The sequence below is a fragment of the Salinibacillus aidingensis genome (genome assembly GCF_039522525.1).
Lineage (GTDB): Bacteria > Bacillota > Bacilli > Bacillales > Alkalibacillaceae > Salinibacillus > Salinibacillus aidingensis.
The window spans coordinates 423,635-440,797 of record NZ_BAAADO010000001.1 but is presented as its reverse complement, the minus strand read 5'-3'; the positions used below and the strand labels follow the sequence as shown (position 1 = coordinate 440,797).

Sequence of the window (17,163 nt, the reverse complement as noted above, 5' to 3'; positions counted from 1 at the left end):
AGGAGGAAGAAGGATTATGAGTAAGATTATTGGAATCGACTTAGGTACAACAAACTCTTGTGTTGCTGTTATGGAAGGCGACGAATCAAAAGTAATTCCAAACCCTGAAGGAAACCGTACAACACCATCTGTTGTAGCGTTTAAAAATGGTGAACGTCAAGTAGGAGAAGTGGCTAAGCGTCAGGCCATCACCAATGAAAATACGATTATTTCTATTAAACGTCATATGGGAACAGACTATAAGGTAGAAATTGAAGGTAAAGAATATACGCCTCAGGAGATTTCTGCGATTATCCTTCAGCATCTAAAGTCCTATGCTGAAGATTACTTAGGTGAAACGGTAGAAAAAGCGGTTATTACTGTACCTGCCTATTTCAACGATGCAGAGCGTCAGGCAACTAAAGATGCAGGTAAAATTGCCGGTCTGGAAGTAGAGCGAATTATTAACGAACCTACTGCTGCCGCTTTAGCTTACGGAATCGATCAGGATAAAGACCAGACTGTATTAGTATATGACCTTGGTGGAGGTACTTTTGACGTATCTATTCTGGATATTGGTGACGGTACCTTTGAAGTTGTTTCCACTGCAGGTGATAACCGTCTTGGTGGTGACGATTTTGACCAGGTGATTATTGATCACATGGTTTCTGAATTTAAGAAAGAAAATGGTATTGACCTTTCCAAAGATAAAATGGCTCAGCAGCGCCTGAAAGATGCCGCGGAAAAAGCGAAGAAAGAGTTATCTGGTGTAAGTCAGACCCAAATTTCCCTGCCATTTATTACAGCAGGAGATGCAGGCCCATTACACCTGGAAATGAATTTAACCCGTGCTAAGTTTGAAGAGCTATCCAATGACTTAGTCGAACGTACCATGGGACCTACTCGCCGTGCGCTTCAGGATGCAGACTTAAGTTCAAGTGATATTGATGAAGTTATTCTTGTAGGTGGATCTACCCGTATTCCAGCTGTTCAGGAAGTTCTACGTAAGGAAATCGGAAAAGATCCTTCTAAAGGCGTAAACCCGGACGAAGTAGTAGCTCTTGGTGCAGCTATTCAAGGTGGAGTGCTGCAAGGTGACGTTAATGATGTTGTACTATTAGACGTAACCCCACTATCTCTTGGTATCGAGACGATGGGTGGCGTAACAACCAAACTGATTGAACGGAATACAACCATCCCAACAAGTGAATCTCAAGTATTCTCAACTGCCGCTGACAATCAGACTGCTGTTGATATTCACGTACTGCAGGGCGAAAGAGAAATGGCACAAGACAATAAAACTCTTGGCCGTTTCCAATTAACCGATATTCCACCAGCACCACGTGGTGTACCACAAATTGAAGTAACCTTTGACATTGATGCGAACGGTATTGTAAATGTTCGTGCGAAGGATAAGGGTACAAATAAAGAACAGTCTATTACCATTAAATCTTCTTCCGGTCTTTCCGATGATGAAGTAGAGCGTATGGTTAAAGAAGCGGAAGAAAATGCCGAGGAAGATAAAAAGCGTCGTGAAGAAATTGATCTTCGTAATGAAGCTGATCAGCTCGTCTTTACAACAGATAAAACCATCAAGGATTTAGGTGAACAAGTAACAGACGAAGAAAAGCAAAAGGCTGAAGATGCAAAAGAAGCATTGAAGAAAGCACTTGAAGGCGAAGATATGGAAGAGATTAAAGCGAAGAAGGAAGCATTGGAAGAACAGGTTCAAGCTCTTTCTGTAAAACTTTACGAGCAGGCTCAACAGCAAGCTGATCAGGCTCAGGGAGCAGAGCAGGGTGCTGCAGAAGGTTCAAACGATGATGTAGTAGATGCAGACTATGAAGAAGTAAACGACGATAATCAAAATAAGTAAGCTGAAAATGATAAAGCTTCCATTTAACTGATCTATTTATTGAAAAAGTCAAAGTCAGGGGATATCTTGGCTTTGGCTTTTTTACACGTTAAGTTCAGTAACTGTAAATCGCTGTTAGATTGCACATCATTAACCAGTAATGTTATGATAAACTTTATGTGAGAAGAGTCGGGAGAGTGATTGGCAAGTGAGTAAACGAGACTATTATGAAGTACTTGGAGTATCCCAGGATGCTTCAAAAGACGAAATTAAGAAAGCATACCGGAAGCTTGCAAGAAAATACCACCCGGATGTAAGTAAAGAAGAAGATGCAGCGGACAAATTTAAAGAAGTAAAAGAAGCATATGAAGTATTAAGTAACGAGCAGAAACGGGCTCAGTATGACCAATTCGGTCATGCAGGTGCCAATGGTGGTGCCGGTCAGGGTGGATTCGGTGGCTTTGGTGCCGAAGACTTTGGCGGATTTGGTGATATTTTTGATATGTTCTTCGGCGGTGGCAGACGTCGTGATCCAAATGCACCAAGACAGGGTGCAGATCTTCAGTACACCATGGATTTAACATTTGAAGAAGCTATATTTGGAAAAGAAACTGATATCCAAATACCAAAAGAGGAAAACTGTGATACGTGTAACGGAACAGGAGCAAAGGCTGGAAGTCATCCGGAAACATGTTCTCACTGTGGCGGTTCAGGCCAACTAAATCAGGAGCAGAATACTCCGTTTGGTCGCGTGGTTAACCGTCGTGTTTGTCATTATTGTCAGGGAACTGGAAAAATTATTAAAGACAAATGTAATACTTGCGGTGGATCTGGTAAAGTGAAAACCCACAAAAAGATTCACATTTCCATTCCAGCTGGTATCGATAATGGTCAGCAAATTCGTGTAGCGGGTCACGGAGAACCTGGTGTGAATGGTGGACCTGCGGGTGATCTGTTTGTCGTAGCAAGAGTACAGCCTCATGAGTTCTTTGAGCGTGATGGCGATGATATTCGCTGTGAGCTTCCTCTGACATTTACACAAGCAGCCTTAGGCGACGAGCTTGAGGTACCAACTGTCCATGGGAAAGTGAAATTAAAGGTTCCAGCTGGTACGCAAACAGGCACCTTTTTCAGGCTGAGAGGCAAAGGAGCACCGAATGTCCATGGACGTGGTCAAGGTGATCAGCATATTAAAGTTCGCGTGATCACACCGAAAAACCTTAGTGACCGTCAGAAAGAATTGCTTCGTGAATTTAATGAAATCAGCGGCAATGAAGCAACTGATGAGCAGCAGGACAATATTTTTCAACGTATGAAACGGGCTTTCAAAGGTGAGGCATAATACCGGTGGAAAAGGGTATAGTTAGTAAAATTAAAATAAAGTGAGTTGATTACCTGTGAAATGGTCTGAAATCTGCATCCATACGACAAATGAGGCAATCGAGCCCATCTCGAATATTTTACATGAGATCGGGGCTAGTGGTGTGGTCATTGAAGATGCGTATGATTTAGTGAAGGATCATGACTCGATGTATGGTGAAGTGTTTGAACTTGACCCGGAAGATTATCCGGAAGAGGGTGTTTACGTAAAAGCCTATTTGCCTGTCAACAGTTTCCTGGGTGAGACCGTGGATCAAATTAAACAGGCCATTAATAATTTGATTCAGTTTGACATTGACATTGGTGCAAATAAAGTAACCATCAGTGAAATTCATGAAGAGGAATGGGCAACCGCCTGGAAAAAATACTACAAGCCTGTAAAAATTTCAGAAAAAGTAACGATTATTCCTACCTGGGAGGACTATGAGCCGGTGGAAAGTGATGAAATTATTATTGAACTTGACCCGGGAATGGCTTTTGGTACCGGAACTCACCCAACAACGGTCCTCAGCCTGCAGGCGCTTGAACAATACGTTCAAAAGGATGACACGGTTCTGGACGTGGGTTCCGGCTCCGGTGTTCTAAGTATTTCATCGGTACTCTTCGGTGCTGAACAGGTTTACGCCTATGATTTAGACGATATAGCAGTAAAAAGCACAACCATTAATGCCAAGCTGAATAAAGTACATGAACAAATCGAAGCGAAGCAGAACGATCTGCTAAAAGGTGTAGATGTGCAGGCAGATGTTATTGTTTCCAATATTTTAGCTGAAATCATTGTTCAATTTACCGAGGAAGCCTTTAATCTTCTGAAGCCAGGTGGTGTCTTTATCACATCAGGTATTATACAAGGCAAAAAAGAAGAGGTTAGAAACAATTTAGAGTCGATTGGTTTTGAAATTATTGAAACCAATCAAATGGAGGATTGGATTTCATTTGTAGCAAAAAAACCTTCTGAATGAAAGTAGGTACGGTACTGTGCAGCGATATTTTGTTCCAGAGTCTGGATGGACAGACAGCAAAGTCGTTTTAAGAGATGATGATGCACACCATATATCCAATGTCATGCGGATGACAGCAGAAGACCAGATTATATGTAATCATCCAAAGGGAAGAGCAGCTTTATGTCAAATTGAAGACGTTTCACCAGAAGAGGTTTCTGCACGAATTTTGGACTGGCTGAATGAGCATAAAGAGATGCCTGTTAAAGTTACGATCGCCCAGGCTCTGCCTAAAGGGGATAAACTCGATTTAATTGTTCAAAAAGGAACAGAGTTGGGGGCACATGCTTTTATCCCTTTTAAAGGTGATCGTTCCATTGTAAAATGGGATCAGAAGAAAGCTGATAAAAAAATCAGACGCCTGGAAAAAATAGCAAAGGAAGCGGGTGAGCAATCACACCGGACTTCTATTCCATCGATTCACCATATGAAAAGTTTTAAAGAACTTTTGCTGGCTGCGGATCAATTTGATCACCTGATTGTTGCCAGTGAAGTAGAAGCAAAAAAGGAATCACCGACTCTTTTGGGGAATATTATCAGTACCATTCAACCTGATGAGCATGTTCTCATCGTGGTAGGCCCTGAAGGAGGATTCTCACAGCAGGAATTGGAACAGCTTATGAAAGAGAATTTTTATTTTACACGCTTTGGACCGAGAATTTTAAGAACGGAAACAGCTCCATTGTATTTTCTTTCTGTAATGTCGTACCAATTTGAGGAATTGAGGTGATGGTCGTGCCAACTGTAGCTTTTCATACGCTGGGCTGTAAAGTAAATCATTATGAAACGGAAGGTATTTGGAATTTTTTCAAGGAACACGGCTACGAACGAGTGGATTTTGATCGAAAATCAGATGTATATGTCATTAATACGTGTACAGTGACGAATACAGGTGATAAAAAGAGTCGTCAAACGATTCGTCGTGCAGTTCGTAAAAATCCGGATGCTGTAGTATGTGTCACCGGCTGCTATGCACAAACATCTCCCGGTGAAATTATGGAAATACCGGGTGTGGACGTTATTGTAGGTACACAGGATCGCAAAAAAATGATTGAATACATAGAGGAATATAAGAAAACCCGTCAGCCGATTAATGGCGTACAAAAAATTATGAAAACCCGAGAATTTGAAGAGATGGATGTACCCGCATTTACGGACCGGACACGAGCATCTCTTAAAATTCAGGAGGGCTGCAATAATTTCTGTACGTTCTGTATTATTCCGTGGGCCCGTGGTCTGCTCCGTTCCCGTAATCCGGAAGATGTTTTAACACAGGCGCAGCAGCTGGTGGATGCAGGCTATAAAGAGATTGTGTTAACGGGTATTCATACAGCAGGCTATGGTGAGGATATGAAGGATTATAACTTCGCCCAGCTCTTACGTGATCTGGAAAGCAAGGTGGATGGACTGAAACGAATCCGGATTTCTTCCATTGAAGCAAGTCAGATTACCGATGAAGTGATTGATGTGTTGGATAAATCCAGGAAAATTGTCCGTCACCTGCATATTCCATTACAAGCAGGTTCAGATACAGTCTTAAAGAGAATGCGCAGAAAATATACAACCGATTTTTATAAGCAGAGAATTGACAAAATCAAAAAAGCTCTTCCGGGGCTTGCGATTACTTCTGACGTCATTGTAGGATTCCCGGGGGAAACAGAAGAAGAATTTATGGATACCTATAACTTTGTTAAAGAAATCGGTTATTCAGAGTTGCACGTATTTCCATATTCAAAGCGTACAGGTACACCTGCAGCGCGTATGAAGGATCAGGTAGATGATGAAACAAAGCATGACCGTGTTCATCGCTTAATTGAGCTTTCCAATCAATTAGCTAAAGAATACGCATCCAAATATGAAGGGGAAGTACTGGAGGTTATTCCGGAAGAACACTCCAAAGAAGATCCCGACAGCAATATCTATGTTGGATATACAGATAATTATCTGAAAGTAAAAGTGGAAGCAACAGAGGACATGATTGGAAAACTTGTCAGAGTGAAGATTACCAAATCAGGCTATCCATATAATGAAGGACAGTTTGTCAGGGTAATGGATGATGCACCAGTTGATGATGAGGTTTCTTTATCTTCTTAAAAATTGTGGAGGTTAACTTTATAGTTAACCTCTTTTTTGTGATTTAGAAAGAACTACTCACTTAGCCGTCGTCTATTAAAGATGAACCAGGATCCCCCTAATAAAATCAACAAACTTCCTGAAATATAGTAAATCGCTGTTAATGAGTATAATTCAAGTATTAAATAGGAAACAAATGGTCCTAAAGCGGCACCTACATCAACCACAACGGTGTGGGCTGTAATCATTTTTACCCGATCAGTTCGTGCAGCGGCACTTGTAGCCAAGGTATCTGTTGTTGTAACAAACATCGTGGATATGAGTTGAAAAACCAATAGACCAACAATTAGTATAATGATAGATTCGATATTTCCCAAAAAGATGAGCAGTATTCCACCACCAAATAAGGGAATAAACAAAATGCTGACCATAGACTTGGCTGAATCCAGTATTTTTCCAACTAATGGAGCTATAAACGGATCCCATCCCCAGCGTATAGCTTGAATCATACCTGCAAGCGTAGCTGCCCCAAGGGTGATTTGTAAGATCGTCCATTCATCTGTATAAACTCGCTCAATAAGAGGACTTAATGTGGAAGCGAACAGTCCGAATACGATAAAACCCATGCTCATTCCTGTTAGTAAGACCATTCCAATATAAGGCGTAAACCAATTTGCTCTTTCGTAATCTTTTTCTTTTTCTTCCTCGTTTTTTGTGTGTTTTATCCCTGGTACTAAAAATGAAATCGCTGGTAACACCAATAATCCAACAAGAGCAAACAATGATGTAACAAAAACAACTGATGTTTGATCAACAAGGAGTCCGCCTGCGAGCATACCTACTAAGCCACCAAGGCCCCACAATCCATTATACAAACCAACATAATTTCCTCTATTTTGATGATTGGCCACATCAATGACGGTCAGATATCCACCTAAGCGAAGAAGGGACCAGGCCACTCCCCACAGAGCACGCATGATGACCAGTAGCCAAAATTGATGTAATAGTCCGTAAGACATAGTAGTAAGTACAGCTAATATTACAGCGAAGAACATACCTGTCCTGATCTGATAATGTTGATAAAATAGGCCAACTAAAGGGTTGATAGGTAACCGGATAAATCGGTTAATAGATAAAAGAATTCCGATTTGCCAGAGAGCGGTTAAGCCAAACTCTTCCCAGTAGATAGGGAGAACAACAAATAACATGGAGTCGCCCATTACTCCAATGGCTGTTATTAATGCAATACCGACAACTCTACTCTTTTGGGAAACCATCATTTGTCGCTCATGAAGTTCATTTGCTGTTTCTTATGGACTTTTACGGGTAATTGTACAAAATTCATAACATCATCCTCCTATGTGTTATTCTACGTTTTTAAAAGAGGAAAAAAAGTGTATAATTATTTTAATTCTATTTCACCTTTTTTTAAATGGAGGATTTTACGTTTATGAATTTGTTGGAACATTATGAAGTTTTAACTTACCATTTAAAAGAAATGAATAAAGATATCCCCATTACCATGAATACTCTGGCTAATGTATTATCATGCACACTTCGCAATGCTAAAGTTATTGTTCGAAACCTTGAAGGGGCGGGGTGGATTATGTGGAAACCAGGCCAGGGGAGAGGGCATTATTCTAAAATTCGATTATTAGCGAATCTGGATGATTTAGTTATGAATAAAGCGAAAGAGATTGCTTTAAAGTCAATTGATGAATCCATAACTTACATACGTAAGTTTAGTTACTACCCAAAAATACAACAAGAATTTATAGATTGGATTTTTTACTCCTTTTTAGATGAGAGTAACGATTATAAAGAGGGTGAAATCGACCGATTGCAGTTCCCCTCTTATCGAACGTTACCAGTACTGGATCCGGCTTTAATAAACCGTCGTACGGAAAACCATTTTATGAGGCATATTTTTAATCAACTAGTAACCTATGATGAGGAAAAGAATCAACATCTTCCTCAGTTGGCACACCATTGGCGGCATGATCATAACTATACTACGTGGATTTTTTATTTAAGAAAAAATGTTTATTTTCACCACGGTAAAGAAATGACAGCTGATGATGTTTGTTACAGTATTGAAAGACATCGAAATAATTTTTCAGGCTATCAATGGATGACCGATTTTATACATAATGTACTTCCTCTTAACAGGTATACAGTAAAATTTGAACTCGAATCCTCTGTTCCATATTTCCTGCATTTAGTAGCTTCCTTAGGAGGAAGTGTTGTTCCAAATGAAAAAATAAGGAACTTTAAACGTATTCCTATTGGTACAGGCCCATTCCAAGTAAGAGAAAATAATAAAGAAAAGCTTATATTGCAAGCATTCAAAAATTATTATGATATTCGACCGTTATTAGATGAAGTATCAATCTATTTTTTTCCATGGCTTTATGAAAATAAAGATACGAGCCCTTTTACAAATGAGAATGAATTGAACTTTTATCATTATCCATATAAACAAAAGAAGTTAGAGTATTTCGAACAATATAAAGTCATTGATCGGGGTAGCAAACAGTTGATTTTAAATATGAATCGGGGAATACTTGCTTATGATCCACTACTTCGAAAAGCAATCTTTCATTCTCTCTTACCTGAAAAGTTGATTCGTGATTTAAAGGGAAATCGATTTATTCCAGCTTCCCGAATGGTATCCCAATTTGAAGACGAAAGGTCTATAGACCGTGACTTTTCGATTGCAAAGATTTGCCTTAAAAGAAGCAGTTACAATGGAGAGCAATTAAATCTCTTCACTTATAATGGTGCCGGGAATGAAAGTGATGTAAAATGGATTCAAAAAGAACTGCAGCAATTAGGGATTAAAGTATCCCTTCACTTTTTACCTTATGAAGAATTACACAAGCAGCATTTAGTTGAACATGCAGATATGTTATTAGAAGAACAGCTTACTGATGAAAGCCTGCTCTATACTTATCTATCAACTTTCAAAGGGAATCAAAGTTTATTAAGGAAACACCTGCCTGATTGCTTTCTAAAAGAAATAGATTTATTGCTGCAATCAAGGAGAGAATATGATCTTTTAAACTCTTTAAAGGATTTAGAAGATCGAGTTCACAAACAAAACGGACTGAATCAATTATATCGCTTACAACAATTTGCTATATATCCCAGGAATCTAAAAGGCATACACATAAATGCGTTAGGATGGGTTGATTATACAAATCTTTGGTACCTAAATTCCTAGATTCCACATCCTTTAGAATTATAAAACATCCAAATGAATCGCGATGTTAACAGATATTGCTTAATGAAGTAAAGAAAAATAGCACAGGGGTAGGATAAAATGATTCATATTTTGTACATAGAAGATGAAGTTGAGATAGGTAGATGGGTCACCCGGAATTTAATGGAAAAAGGGTATGAAGTGAAGTGGCTCAAATCAGGGGAAGAGATTGATTTCTATATGATCAATGCCGATTTAGTCATTCTGGATGTAATGCTCCCTGGATTAGATGGCTTCTCCATTGGTAAGCGGATAAAAAATACGAGCAGGGATTTGCCCGTCTTAATGCTTTCCGCACGTACAGCCATTGAGGATAAAGTGGAAGGACTCAGCTTTGCAGATGATTATATAACCAAACCCTTTCATCCGGATGAACTAGCGGCACGAATTAAAGTGCTGTTAAGGCGCTTTAACAAAAGTGATGAGCATATCCATCTTCACCACCTAACGATTCATACAAAGGATTTACAAATTATAAATCGGGATTCGGATGAAGAAATTTTATTAACAGGTAAGCAATACCAGCTCTTTCAGTATTTTCTCCGTCACTTAAATCAGATTTTAACAAAAGAGCAATTGTATGAAGCGGTATGGGGCGAGGAGTTCTTAGAAGGGGATAAAACATTAATGGTACATATACGGTATTTAAGAGAAAAGCTTGAGAAGGACCCGGCCAAGCCTCAAATTATTGAAACCATTCGTGGCATTGGGTACAGGGTAAAACAATGAAAAAATTCTTTAAATCCTTACTGGCAAAGTATATATTAATCATCCTTACCGCTTTATTTATTATACAGATTGGCTTTTTTGTACCTGCCTTCCTGTTCATTTTTACCAGTAATCAAGAGGAAACGGAAAGGCAGGCAGCGTCAATCGAGGAACAGTGGCATAATGAAGCAAGTGATATAGAACGGATGACAAAGGGAACAATTCTGGACCATTTTAAACAATGGAAACAGCAGTATCCTCAATCATCCATGTTCTGGGTGGATAACCATGGTAATTTGTCTGCTCAACTCGACGTAACAGCAGAGTTGCCGGATGAATGGACACCTGCATTTACAGCGCAATTTATCAAGGAACGGTATGATGAGGATCCCTTTACAGTCATTGCTTTTGCAGGGAATAACCAGAATCATGGGTTTATTGTTTTTGAACTGCCCCGGTCAGCTTTATCTCAGGATACGAACCAATTCAGCCAATTAGGAGGCCGGACATTTTCCATCATTGCTTTAACGATTATTCTATTCTTTATAATGATCTCTCTACTATTTTTCAGAGGTATAAGAAAGCGGTTAGTTGCCTTGCAGGAAGCCATGGAGATTAGGGACACAGACCGGCTTCCTGTTTCGATTGATGTAAAAAAGAATGATGAAATCGGTCAGCTGGAATCAACCTTTAATCAAATGGTGAGTGAATTAAGGGAGAGTAAACAGCGGGAACAGGAGGAAGAGCAGCTTCGAAGGGAATTGATTGCGAATTTATCCCATGACTTAAGAACCCCATTAACGAAAATGAGGGCTCATCTATATTCAATTTCCAAGGAAACATTATCAGCGAATGGAGTACAGGCGGTACAGGTTATGGAGGAAGCCATGGAAAAGCTTGACCGGTTAATTGAAAATCTTATGTCTTACACGCTACTGACAGCGAGGAAAATGAATTATAAACCTGAAAGCATTGATATCATTCGTCATTTGCGAACTTCTATGGCATCCTGGTACTCTATTTTCGAAAAAGAAGGTTTTGAAATTGATGTAGAACTGAAACCATTTAATGAAACCGAGTGGAATGTGGATCCATTATGGCTGGATCGAATCATCGACAATTTACTCCAGAATGTTTTAAGGCACGCCAAAAGCGGTAAGTTTCTGTCGGTCAGAACCGAAGCCGGGAAAGATTATGAAGCCATCATCATAGCCGATCAAGGAAACGGAATGTCGGTTCATTCAAATGGAAAAGGAGCAGGGATTGGGTTAACGATTGTAGACTTAATGGTCAGGAAAATGGATCTTGAATGGGAAGTGGAATCAGGTCATCGGGGTACCGTAATTAAAATAAAACGCCCTAAAAAGCTGTCATGATAGCAATGATAGCAAAGCCGGTTGAACAGAGAATTCAATCGGCTTTTTTAAACGAATTTTAACCTTTGGTGATACCGGATTTTAACCTTTGTTATTTATGATAGATGTGAGGTGAGGTTAATGGATTATATTTTGGAGACAAAAGGGTTAACGAAACGGTTTAGCAGTGAAACCGCCGTAGAGAATTTGGAAATGAAAATACCAAAGGGGGAAATTTACGGCTTTTTAGGACCAAATGGAGCAGGAAAAACAACCACGATACGGATGCTGTTGGGACTAATGAAACCTTCATCAGGATCTGTGAAGATTTTTGGTCAGGACTTAAACAAGGAGAAAATAAATATTCTAAAAGGAATAGGTTCGCTGGTAGAAAGCCCTTCTTATTATCCCCATTTAACAGGTTATGAAAATTTAGAGGCTCTTCGGAAAATTGTAGGCGTTCCGAAATATCGAATGAATGAAGTTTTGGAGATTGTTAAATTAAAAGATGTTGCTCATAAAAAAGTGAAAGGTTATTCACTCGGGATGAAGCAGAGACTTGGAATTGCAGCTGCTCTATTGAACCACCCGAAGCTGTTAATTTTAGATGAACCTACTAATGGGCTTGATCCATCCGGAATTATTGAAATGAGGGATTTAATTAAACGATTACCAGCTGAGTATGGAATGACCGTTCTTATATCCAGTCATTTGCTGTCAGAAATTGATCAGATTGCAACTTCTGCAGGAATTATCTCTAAAGGAAAAATGATCTTTCAGGATACGATCGAAGCGATGAGGGAGCATGCTCAACAGAGGATTAGCCTGAAAGTAAATGATAGTCATCATGCCTATCAATTTTTAGCGGCCAAAGGAGAAAAGGCTGATTTCCAGGACGGTATCATCTATCTGGATGACCATACTGATAAACAAGTTGCCCGTGTGGTTCATTCCCTCGTACAGGAAGGTTATTCGCTTTATCGTGTGGAAGAGGAAAAACGATCATTAGAGGATATTTTCCTTCAGATGACGTCAAAGGAGGATGCCTAATGATCGGTAAGCTGTTGATGGTTGATTTCATGAAGATAAGAAGAAAAGGATTCTGGTTTTTAACCTTTTTAGGCCCCTTTGGTGTTGTAGCCTTACAGATGGTGAACTATGGGTTGCGCAAGGATTATTTATTAAAGCAGAGTGAGAATGATTGGCTCTACTATATGGGCAATGTTAGCGTGTTTACCCCGCTGGCACTTGTGTTAGGGATTGCGATTCTAACGTCTTTTACGGCCAGTGTCGAAAATGAAACCAATGCATGGAAACAACTGCTTGCTTTACCTGTTTCAAAAATGAGTGTTTATTTATCAAAATTCACAGTGCTGGCCACACTATTGTTTCTATCAACGTTTCTGCTAGCTGTATTTACATTGGCTTATGGGCTGTTTCTGGACTTGGGTGATCAGGTTCCATGGGTGGAAATATTAAAGTCCAGCTTCTTGCCTTTTTTTGCAGCATTACCCGTTCTTGCCCTGCATCTTTGGATTGCAACGGTCAGTACCAATCAGGGACTGCCGATTACTGCAGGTGTTTTAGGAACGATTTTAGCTTATTCTGCCTATGTGCTCCCGGACTGGGTGATCTGGAAATGGCCTTCTTTAAATAACCATTGGAATGATCCGATGATAAATGTCTGGCTTGGAATAAGCGTTGGATTTCTGCTTTATATGGCAGGAATGATGGATTTTGCCAGAAGGGATGTGAAGTAATATGCTCTATTCGATTCTCCGGTCTGAATGGTATAAGCTCAGAAAATCCAAAATAGGTTTTATTATATTGGCAGCTCCCTTAGTTGGATTGTTTGCTGGATTGTCGTCAGGTCTGGCTGATGGAATGGGGGAAATAAACGGATGGTATGCCAGTTTAATGGCGATGACACTGACGTATGCATTGCTGTTTCTTCCATTAGTTACGGGTGTACTTGCCGGATTTATTTGCAGATACGAACATCAGGAAGGTGGATGGAAGCAGCTGTTATCATTGCCTGTAACAAGAGGCCGTGTCTATATTGCTAAATTTTTACTGATCATGAGTCTTGTATTTTTTATTCAATTGTTATTTCTGGGTTCTCTTTATTTGGTTGGAACAATTAAGGGAATTACGGATCCATTTCCAATGACGATTGTATGGAAAAGTATATTGGGCGGTTGGGTTGCTACTTTTCCATTAGTTGCTTTGCAGCTCTGGATGTCCATGATGTGGAAAAGCTTTGCAGCTCCTTTTACCGTGAATGTTATTTTTACTTTACCGGCGATTTTAGCGGTGAATTCAAAAACATTTGGGCCTGTCTATCCATGGGGACAGCCATTTCTGATGATGTATGCCGGCGGGGGAACAGATGCTGTATTTTTTGTCCCGTGGGAACAGGTTCTCACTATAGTAGGGGGAAGCTTCTTACTGTTTTTCGTTGGAGGCCTGATTTACTTTCAGAGAAAAGTTGTATAAAAAATCTTACTTATGCCAGTATTTTTATTCTATGAAAAGAAATTGTAATGAACATGTTACGATTGCTTCATAGACATTTATCTCAATCATGGTAAAATAAAAGAAGGATCTGATAAAGGGGAAATTTACTATGAAACCCGAGATAAAGAAATTTCTATTAATTGCGATAACGATATTAACGTTAGGAATGTACACTCCGCCCGCCTTGCTGGAAGCCGATGCAGCGGAGAGTGAAGAGGTTGATTCCTCAAAGACGAAATCAAATAATGATACTCAGACAGAAAACGATACGATCACCCATGAAATCAATGACTACTTCGATTTAAGCAAGATCCCTGTTCCCCAAGCAGATGATCACCATACAACGCAATCAGCACTTACTGAAATTGCCAAGGAACAAACGAAAGCCAAGCTTGGGCCGAAAATTATGGATCAGGTTGAGGATGAGTTTATTACGGAAATTCTCCCAAACATAGAGAGGGCTATTCATACTCTATTAAAAAACATAAATGAACAGGATATTCGTTATTATGGAGTTTCCGAGGAAGCTGTGAGTGGCTATGGTGAGAAGATATTTGTTTTATATGATGTTCGGACAAACACTGAGATTGCCCGGTTTGATGTGAGAAGGGAAAATCGCCCTCATGAAGGATATTGGTTTAATTTTCACTATCATTTAAAAGAGGACCAATTTGAAAAGCATCATAACATCGGTGAAATCTATTATGATAAGAATACTCCTCCAAGATGGATGTCTTAAAACAGGCATCCATTTTTTTCGTTAAAGTGTTAAATAGCATTCATATACAGGGAATGTTATCATAAGAGGCAGATAAAATTTTATTTAAGCAGGTGAAAGATATGAACAAGGAATTAGCAAAAAAAATTGATCACACACAATTGAAGCCGGAAACACAGCAGGAGAAAATTGATCAGATTTGTGAAGAAGCTGCCACCTATGAATTTGCTTCTGTTTGTGTGAATCCATATTGGGTATCTTATTGCTATGAAAAATTAAAGGATACACCAGTTAAAGTATGTACAGTTATTGGGTTCCCTTTAGGGGCAACAACCACAGCAGTAAAGACTTTTGAATCAAAAAATGCCATTGAAAATGGGGCTGAAGAAGTTGATATGGTCATCAATGTAGGAGCCCTTAAAGATGGTGATCGTGAGACTGTTAAAAAGGATATCGAAGCGGTTGTAAACGAGGCGAAAGGAAAAGCGCTTGTTAAAGTAATTATTGAAACATCCCTATTAACCAACGATGAAAAAGTGCTGGCCTGTGAGATTGCCAAACAAGCTGGTGCTGACTTTGTTAAAACATCCACCGGCTTTTCAGGCGGAGGAGCAACGGTTGAAGATGTAGCATTAATGCGGAAAACCGTTGGCCCGGATATGGGAGTAAAAGCTTCAGGTGGTGTCCGTGATGGGAAAGCCACAAATGATATGATTGAAGCAGGCGCCACCCGTATCGGTGCAAGTGCAGGTGTAGCTATTGTGTCAGGTGAAGAAGGAACCGAAGCTTATTAACATTGTTGGAGAAAAGCCCTTGTATAGTAGACAGGGGCTTTTTTTAATGGCTTTTCTCCTACTCCACGTATCATTGAGGCTACGGCGGATGGATTGGTAGATTAGACGGATGGCTTAGTAATTTCGAGGGATTGAATAAGGAATTTAATTGATAAACGGAAGCTTTTGACGGATATATCCTGACTTGGTGGATAACATTTGCAATTTGACCGATAGAATATGATTACTGATGGATATATGGATCAAACAGCCTGATATCCGATAAAAAACGACAGATTCATCGCTCCCGCAGACAGATACTCTCCTCCCCCGAACTCCGCCAGTTGATAAAATCCTTCATTTGATTGATTCCGGCCAAAAACAGACGGATAAATCCGCCAAACAGACGGATTAAACACAAAATTCGTCTTTTATGTTAACAAAACAAGACTCCCACTCTAAAAATCTGCTTCAACATTAAGCTTTTCTGCTTGTCATTTTAATAAAGGCAGACAATGGCTTAATGAACAGCAGGAAGAAACTGCTTATAATAAGATTAAAAATAACCGAGGCATGCGCCAGTTGTCTTCCTGGTATTGCCGACAGGTGGCTGACGAAATCGCCTAACCAATTTATAAACGGGATGAAAAATAGAACGCCCAGAATATTGACCCATAAATGAGCATAGGCTGTCCATTTCCCTTCCATTTTACTTCCAATCGCTGCAAGCAGCGCAGTAAAGCATGTCCCAATATTTGCTCCCAGTACCATGGCAATAGCACTTGGCAGTGACAATAACTCCTGATTCATAAAACTCATGATCATACCGGTAAATGCACTTGATGACTGAGTAATTCCGGTTACAACCATGCCGAACAGAATACTATAGGTTGTCTCTCTGCTAATGTCGTACAAGCCCTCTTCCATGTAAGGAGTCTGACGGATGGGCTCTGCTAAACTTTCAAATCCATATAAGGCAGTGAATATTGTTCCTAATCCAAATAACATGCATCCGATGGAAAAGATTCGTTGTTTATGAATGCATAAAAGAATAAAACCACTGATTAATAGAATCCACATGAGCCAGAAGTTTGAAAAAGACAGAAGCTCGGCTGTGAGGGTTGTGCCAACGTTGGCCCCAAGTATAATGGCGATCGCATTTGGAAAATACAGCAGCCCTAGTGATGTAAGACTGACAATAATAACAATGGTTGTGGAACTGCTTTGTAAAATAGCTGTTATTACTACACCAATCAAAAATCCTTTTATTGGATTTGAGGTATATTTTTTAATCCACATTTTCATTTTATGGTAGGAAATTTGCTGGATACCTGTTTTTAAGATAAATAGTCCAAATAAAAAGATCCATATATAGACAATAAACATGGTCACGATACTTTCCACATCTGTTCACCTCAATACATTTTATGGACAAGTTGAACTTTCATGCCCGATTTTTATTTTATACGGAGTAAAATCATGAATTTAGGAAAGATAAAGTTGACCATAATCCTATATTCTAATATAATACAAGGAGATGTG

Annotated in this window: 16 protein-coding genes; 13 read left to right on the top strand and 3 right to left on the bottom strand. The window is 39.5% G+C overall.

What is annotated here, in order from left to right; genetic code table 11:
* Window positions 1-16: 16 nt before the first annotated feature.
* The 5 genes from dnaK (at window position 17) to mtaB (ending at window position 6,309) form a co-directional block, all read left to right on the top strand.
* Window positions 17-1,855, top strand: coding sequence for a molecular chaperone DnaK (gene dnaK / locus ABD006_RS02375; protein WP_343837125.1), 1,839 nt, complete (start codon window positions 17-19; stop codon window positions 1,853-1,855).
* 187 nt (window positions 1,856-2,042) lie between these two features.
* Window positions 2,043-3,176 (top strand): molecular chaperone DnaJ, encoded by a 1,134-nt coding sequence (gene dnaJ, locus ABD006_RS02370; protein ID WP_343837123.1) that lies wholly within the window; start codon window positions 2,043-2,045, stop codon window positions 3,174-3,176.
* A 55-nt stretch (window positions 3,177-3,231) separates the two neighbouring features.
* Window positions 3,232-4,176, top strand: coding sequence for a 50S ribosomal protein L11 methyltransferase (gene prmA, locus ABD006_RS02365; RefSeq protein WP_343837121.1), 945 nt, complete (start codon window positions 3,232-3,234; stop codon window positions 4,174-4,176).
* A 16-nt stretch (window positions 4,177-4,192) separates the two neighbouring features.
* On the top strand, window positions 4,193-4,945 hold the full coding sequence (locus ABD006_RS02360; protein ID WP_343837119.1) for a 16S rRNA (uracil(1498)-N(3))-methyltransferase: 753 nt from the start codon (window positions 4,193-4,195) through the stop codon (window positions 4,943-4,945).
* Window positions 4,946-4,950: 5 nt separating this feature from the next.
* Window positions 4,951-6,309 carry a tRNA (N(6)-L-threonylcarbamoyladenosine(37)-C(2))-methylthiotransferase MtaB gene (gene mtaB / locus ABD006_RS02355; RefSeq protein WP_343837748.1) on the top strand — a complete coding sequence of 453 codons (1,359 nt, stop codon included), beginning with the start codon at window positions 4,951-4,953 and terminating at the stop codon, window positions 6,307-6,309.
* A gap of 53 nt (window positions 6,310-6,362) precedes the next feature.
* Here the strand turns inward: mtaB and ABD006_RS02350 are convergent, their stop codons facing one another.
* The gene (locus ABD006_RS02350) at window positions 6,363-7,565 is read right to left on the bottom strand and encodes an MFS transporter (RefSeq protein WP_343837117.1); all 1,203 of its coding nucleotides are present in this window, start codon (window positions 7,563-7,565) and stop codon (window positions 6,363-6,365) included.
* Between the two features lie 173 nt (window positions 7,566-7,738).
* Here ABD006_RS02350 and ABD006_RS02345 point away from each other — a divergent pair, with 173 nt between their 5' ends.
* From ABD006_RS02345 to deoC, 8 genes are all read left to right on the top strand, one after another.
* Window positions 7,739-9,511, top strand: coding sequence for an ABC transporter substrate-binding protein (locus tag ABD006_RS02345; RefSeq protein WP_343837115.1), 1,773 nt, complete (start codon window positions 7,739-7,741; stop codon window positions 9,509-9,511).
* Between the two features lie 99 nt (window positions 9,512-9,610).
* Complete coding sequence (locus ABD006_RS02340) at window positions 9,611-10,279, top strand: response regulator transcription factor (protein WP_343837112.1); 669 nt, start codon at window positions 9,611-9,613, stop codon at window positions 10,277-10,279.
* The gene (locus tag ABD006_RS02335; RefSeq protein ID WP_343837110.1) at window positions 10,276-11,634 is read left to right on the top strand and encodes a histidine kinase dimerization/phospho-acceptor domain-containing protein; all 1,359 of its coding nucleotides are present in this window, start codon (window positions 10,276-10,278) and stop codon (window positions 11,632-11,634) included. Before ABD006_RS02340 ends, ABD006_RS02335 begins: the two co-directional genes overlap by 4 nt.
* Before the next feature lie 120 nt (window positions 11,635-11,754).
* The gene (locus ABD006_RS02330; protein ID WP_343837108.1) at window positions 11,755-12,663 is read left to right on the top strand and encodes an ABC transporter ATP-binding protein; all 909 of its coding nucleotides are present in this window, start codon (window positions 11,755-11,757) and stop codon (window positions 12,661-12,663) included.
* Complete coding sequence (locus ABD006_RS02325; RefSeq protein WP_343837105.1) at window positions 12,663-13,373, top strand: ABC transporter permease; 711 nt, start codon at window positions 12,663-12,665, stop codon at window positions 13,371-13,373. Before ABD006_RS02330 ends, ABD006_RS02325 begins: the two co-directional genes overlap by 1 nt.
* Before the next feature lies 1 nt (window position 13,374).
* Complete coding sequence (locus tag ABD006_RS02320) at window positions 13,375-14,109, top strand: ABC transporter permease (protein WP_343837102.1); 735 nt, start codon at window positions 13,375-13,377, stop codon at window positions 14,107-14,109.
* A gap of 130 nt (window positions 14,110-14,239) precedes the next feature.
* On the top strand, window positions 14,240-14,869 hold the full coding sequence (locus ABD006_RS02315; protein WP_343837099.1) for a YpjP family protein: 630 nt from the start codon (window positions 14,240-14,242) through the stop codon (window positions 14,867-14,869).
* Between the two features lie 101 nt (window positions 14,870-14,970).
* Window positions 14,971-15,642, top strand: a complete 672-nt coding sequence (deoC, locus tag ABD006_RS02310) for a deoxyribose-phosphate aldolase (RefSeq protein WP_343837097.1) — start codon at window positions 14,971-14,973, stop codon at window positions 15,640-15,642.
* Between the two features lie 242 nt (window positions 15,643-15,884).
* Here the strand turns inward: deoC and ABD006_RS02305 are convergent, their stop codons facing one another.
* Window positions 15,885-16,040, bottom strand: coding sequence for a hypothetical protein (locus ABD006_RS02305; RefSeq protein WP_343837095.1), 156 nt, complete (start codon window positions 16,038-16,040; stop codon window positions 15,885-15,887).
* A 58-nt stretch (window positions 16,041-16,098) separates the two neighbouring features.
* On the bottom strand, window positions 16,099-17,025 hold the full coding sequence (locus ABD006_RS02300; protein ID WP_343837093.1) for a Na/Pi symporter: 927 nt from the start codon (window positions 17,023-17,025) through the stop codon (window positions 16,099-16,101).
* Window positions 17,026-17,163: the final 138 nt, after the last annotated feature.

Bases quoted from the DNA above. Each gene is read 5' to 3' on its own strand.
- ABD006_RS02340 (WP_343837112.1), top strand. From the start codon at position 9,611: ATGATTCATATTTTGTACATAGAAGATGAAGTTGAGATAGGTAGATGG.
- ABD006_RS02330 (WP_343837108.1), top strand. From the start codon at position 11,755: ATGGATTATATTTTGGAGACAAAAGGGTTAACGAAACGGTTTAGCAGT.
- ABD006_RS02335 (WP_343837110.1), top strand. From the start codon at position 10,276: ATGAAAAAATTCTTTAAATCCTTACTGGCAAAGTATATATTAATCATC.
- ABD006_RS02320 (WP_343837102.1), top strand. From the start codon at position 13,375: ATGCTCTATTCGATTCTCCGGTCTGAATGGTATAAGCTCAGAAAATCC.
- ABD006_RS02345 (WP_343837115.1), top strand. From the start codon at position 7,739: ATGAATTTGTTGGAACATTATGAAGTTTTAACTTACCATTTAAAAGAA.
- ABD006_RS02350 (WP_343837117.1), bottom strand. From the start codon at position 7,565: ATGGTTTCCCAAAAGAGTAGAGTTGTCGGTATTGCATTAATAACAGCC.
- ABD006_RS02325 (WP_343837105.1), top strand. From the start codon at position 12,663: ATGATCGGTAAGCTGTTGATGGTTGATTTCATGAAGATAAGAAGAAAA.
- ABD006_RS02315 (WP_343837099.1), top strand. From the start codon at position 14,240: ATGAAACCCGAGATAAAGAAATTTCTATTAATTGCGATAACGATATTA.
- deoC (WP_343837097.1), top strand. From the start codon at position 14,971: ATGAACAAGGAATTAGCAAAAAAAATTGATCACACACAATTGAAGCCG.
- dnaK (WP_343837125.1), top strand. From the start codon at position 17: ATGAGTAAGATTATTGGAATCGACTTAGGTACAACAAACTCTTGTGTT.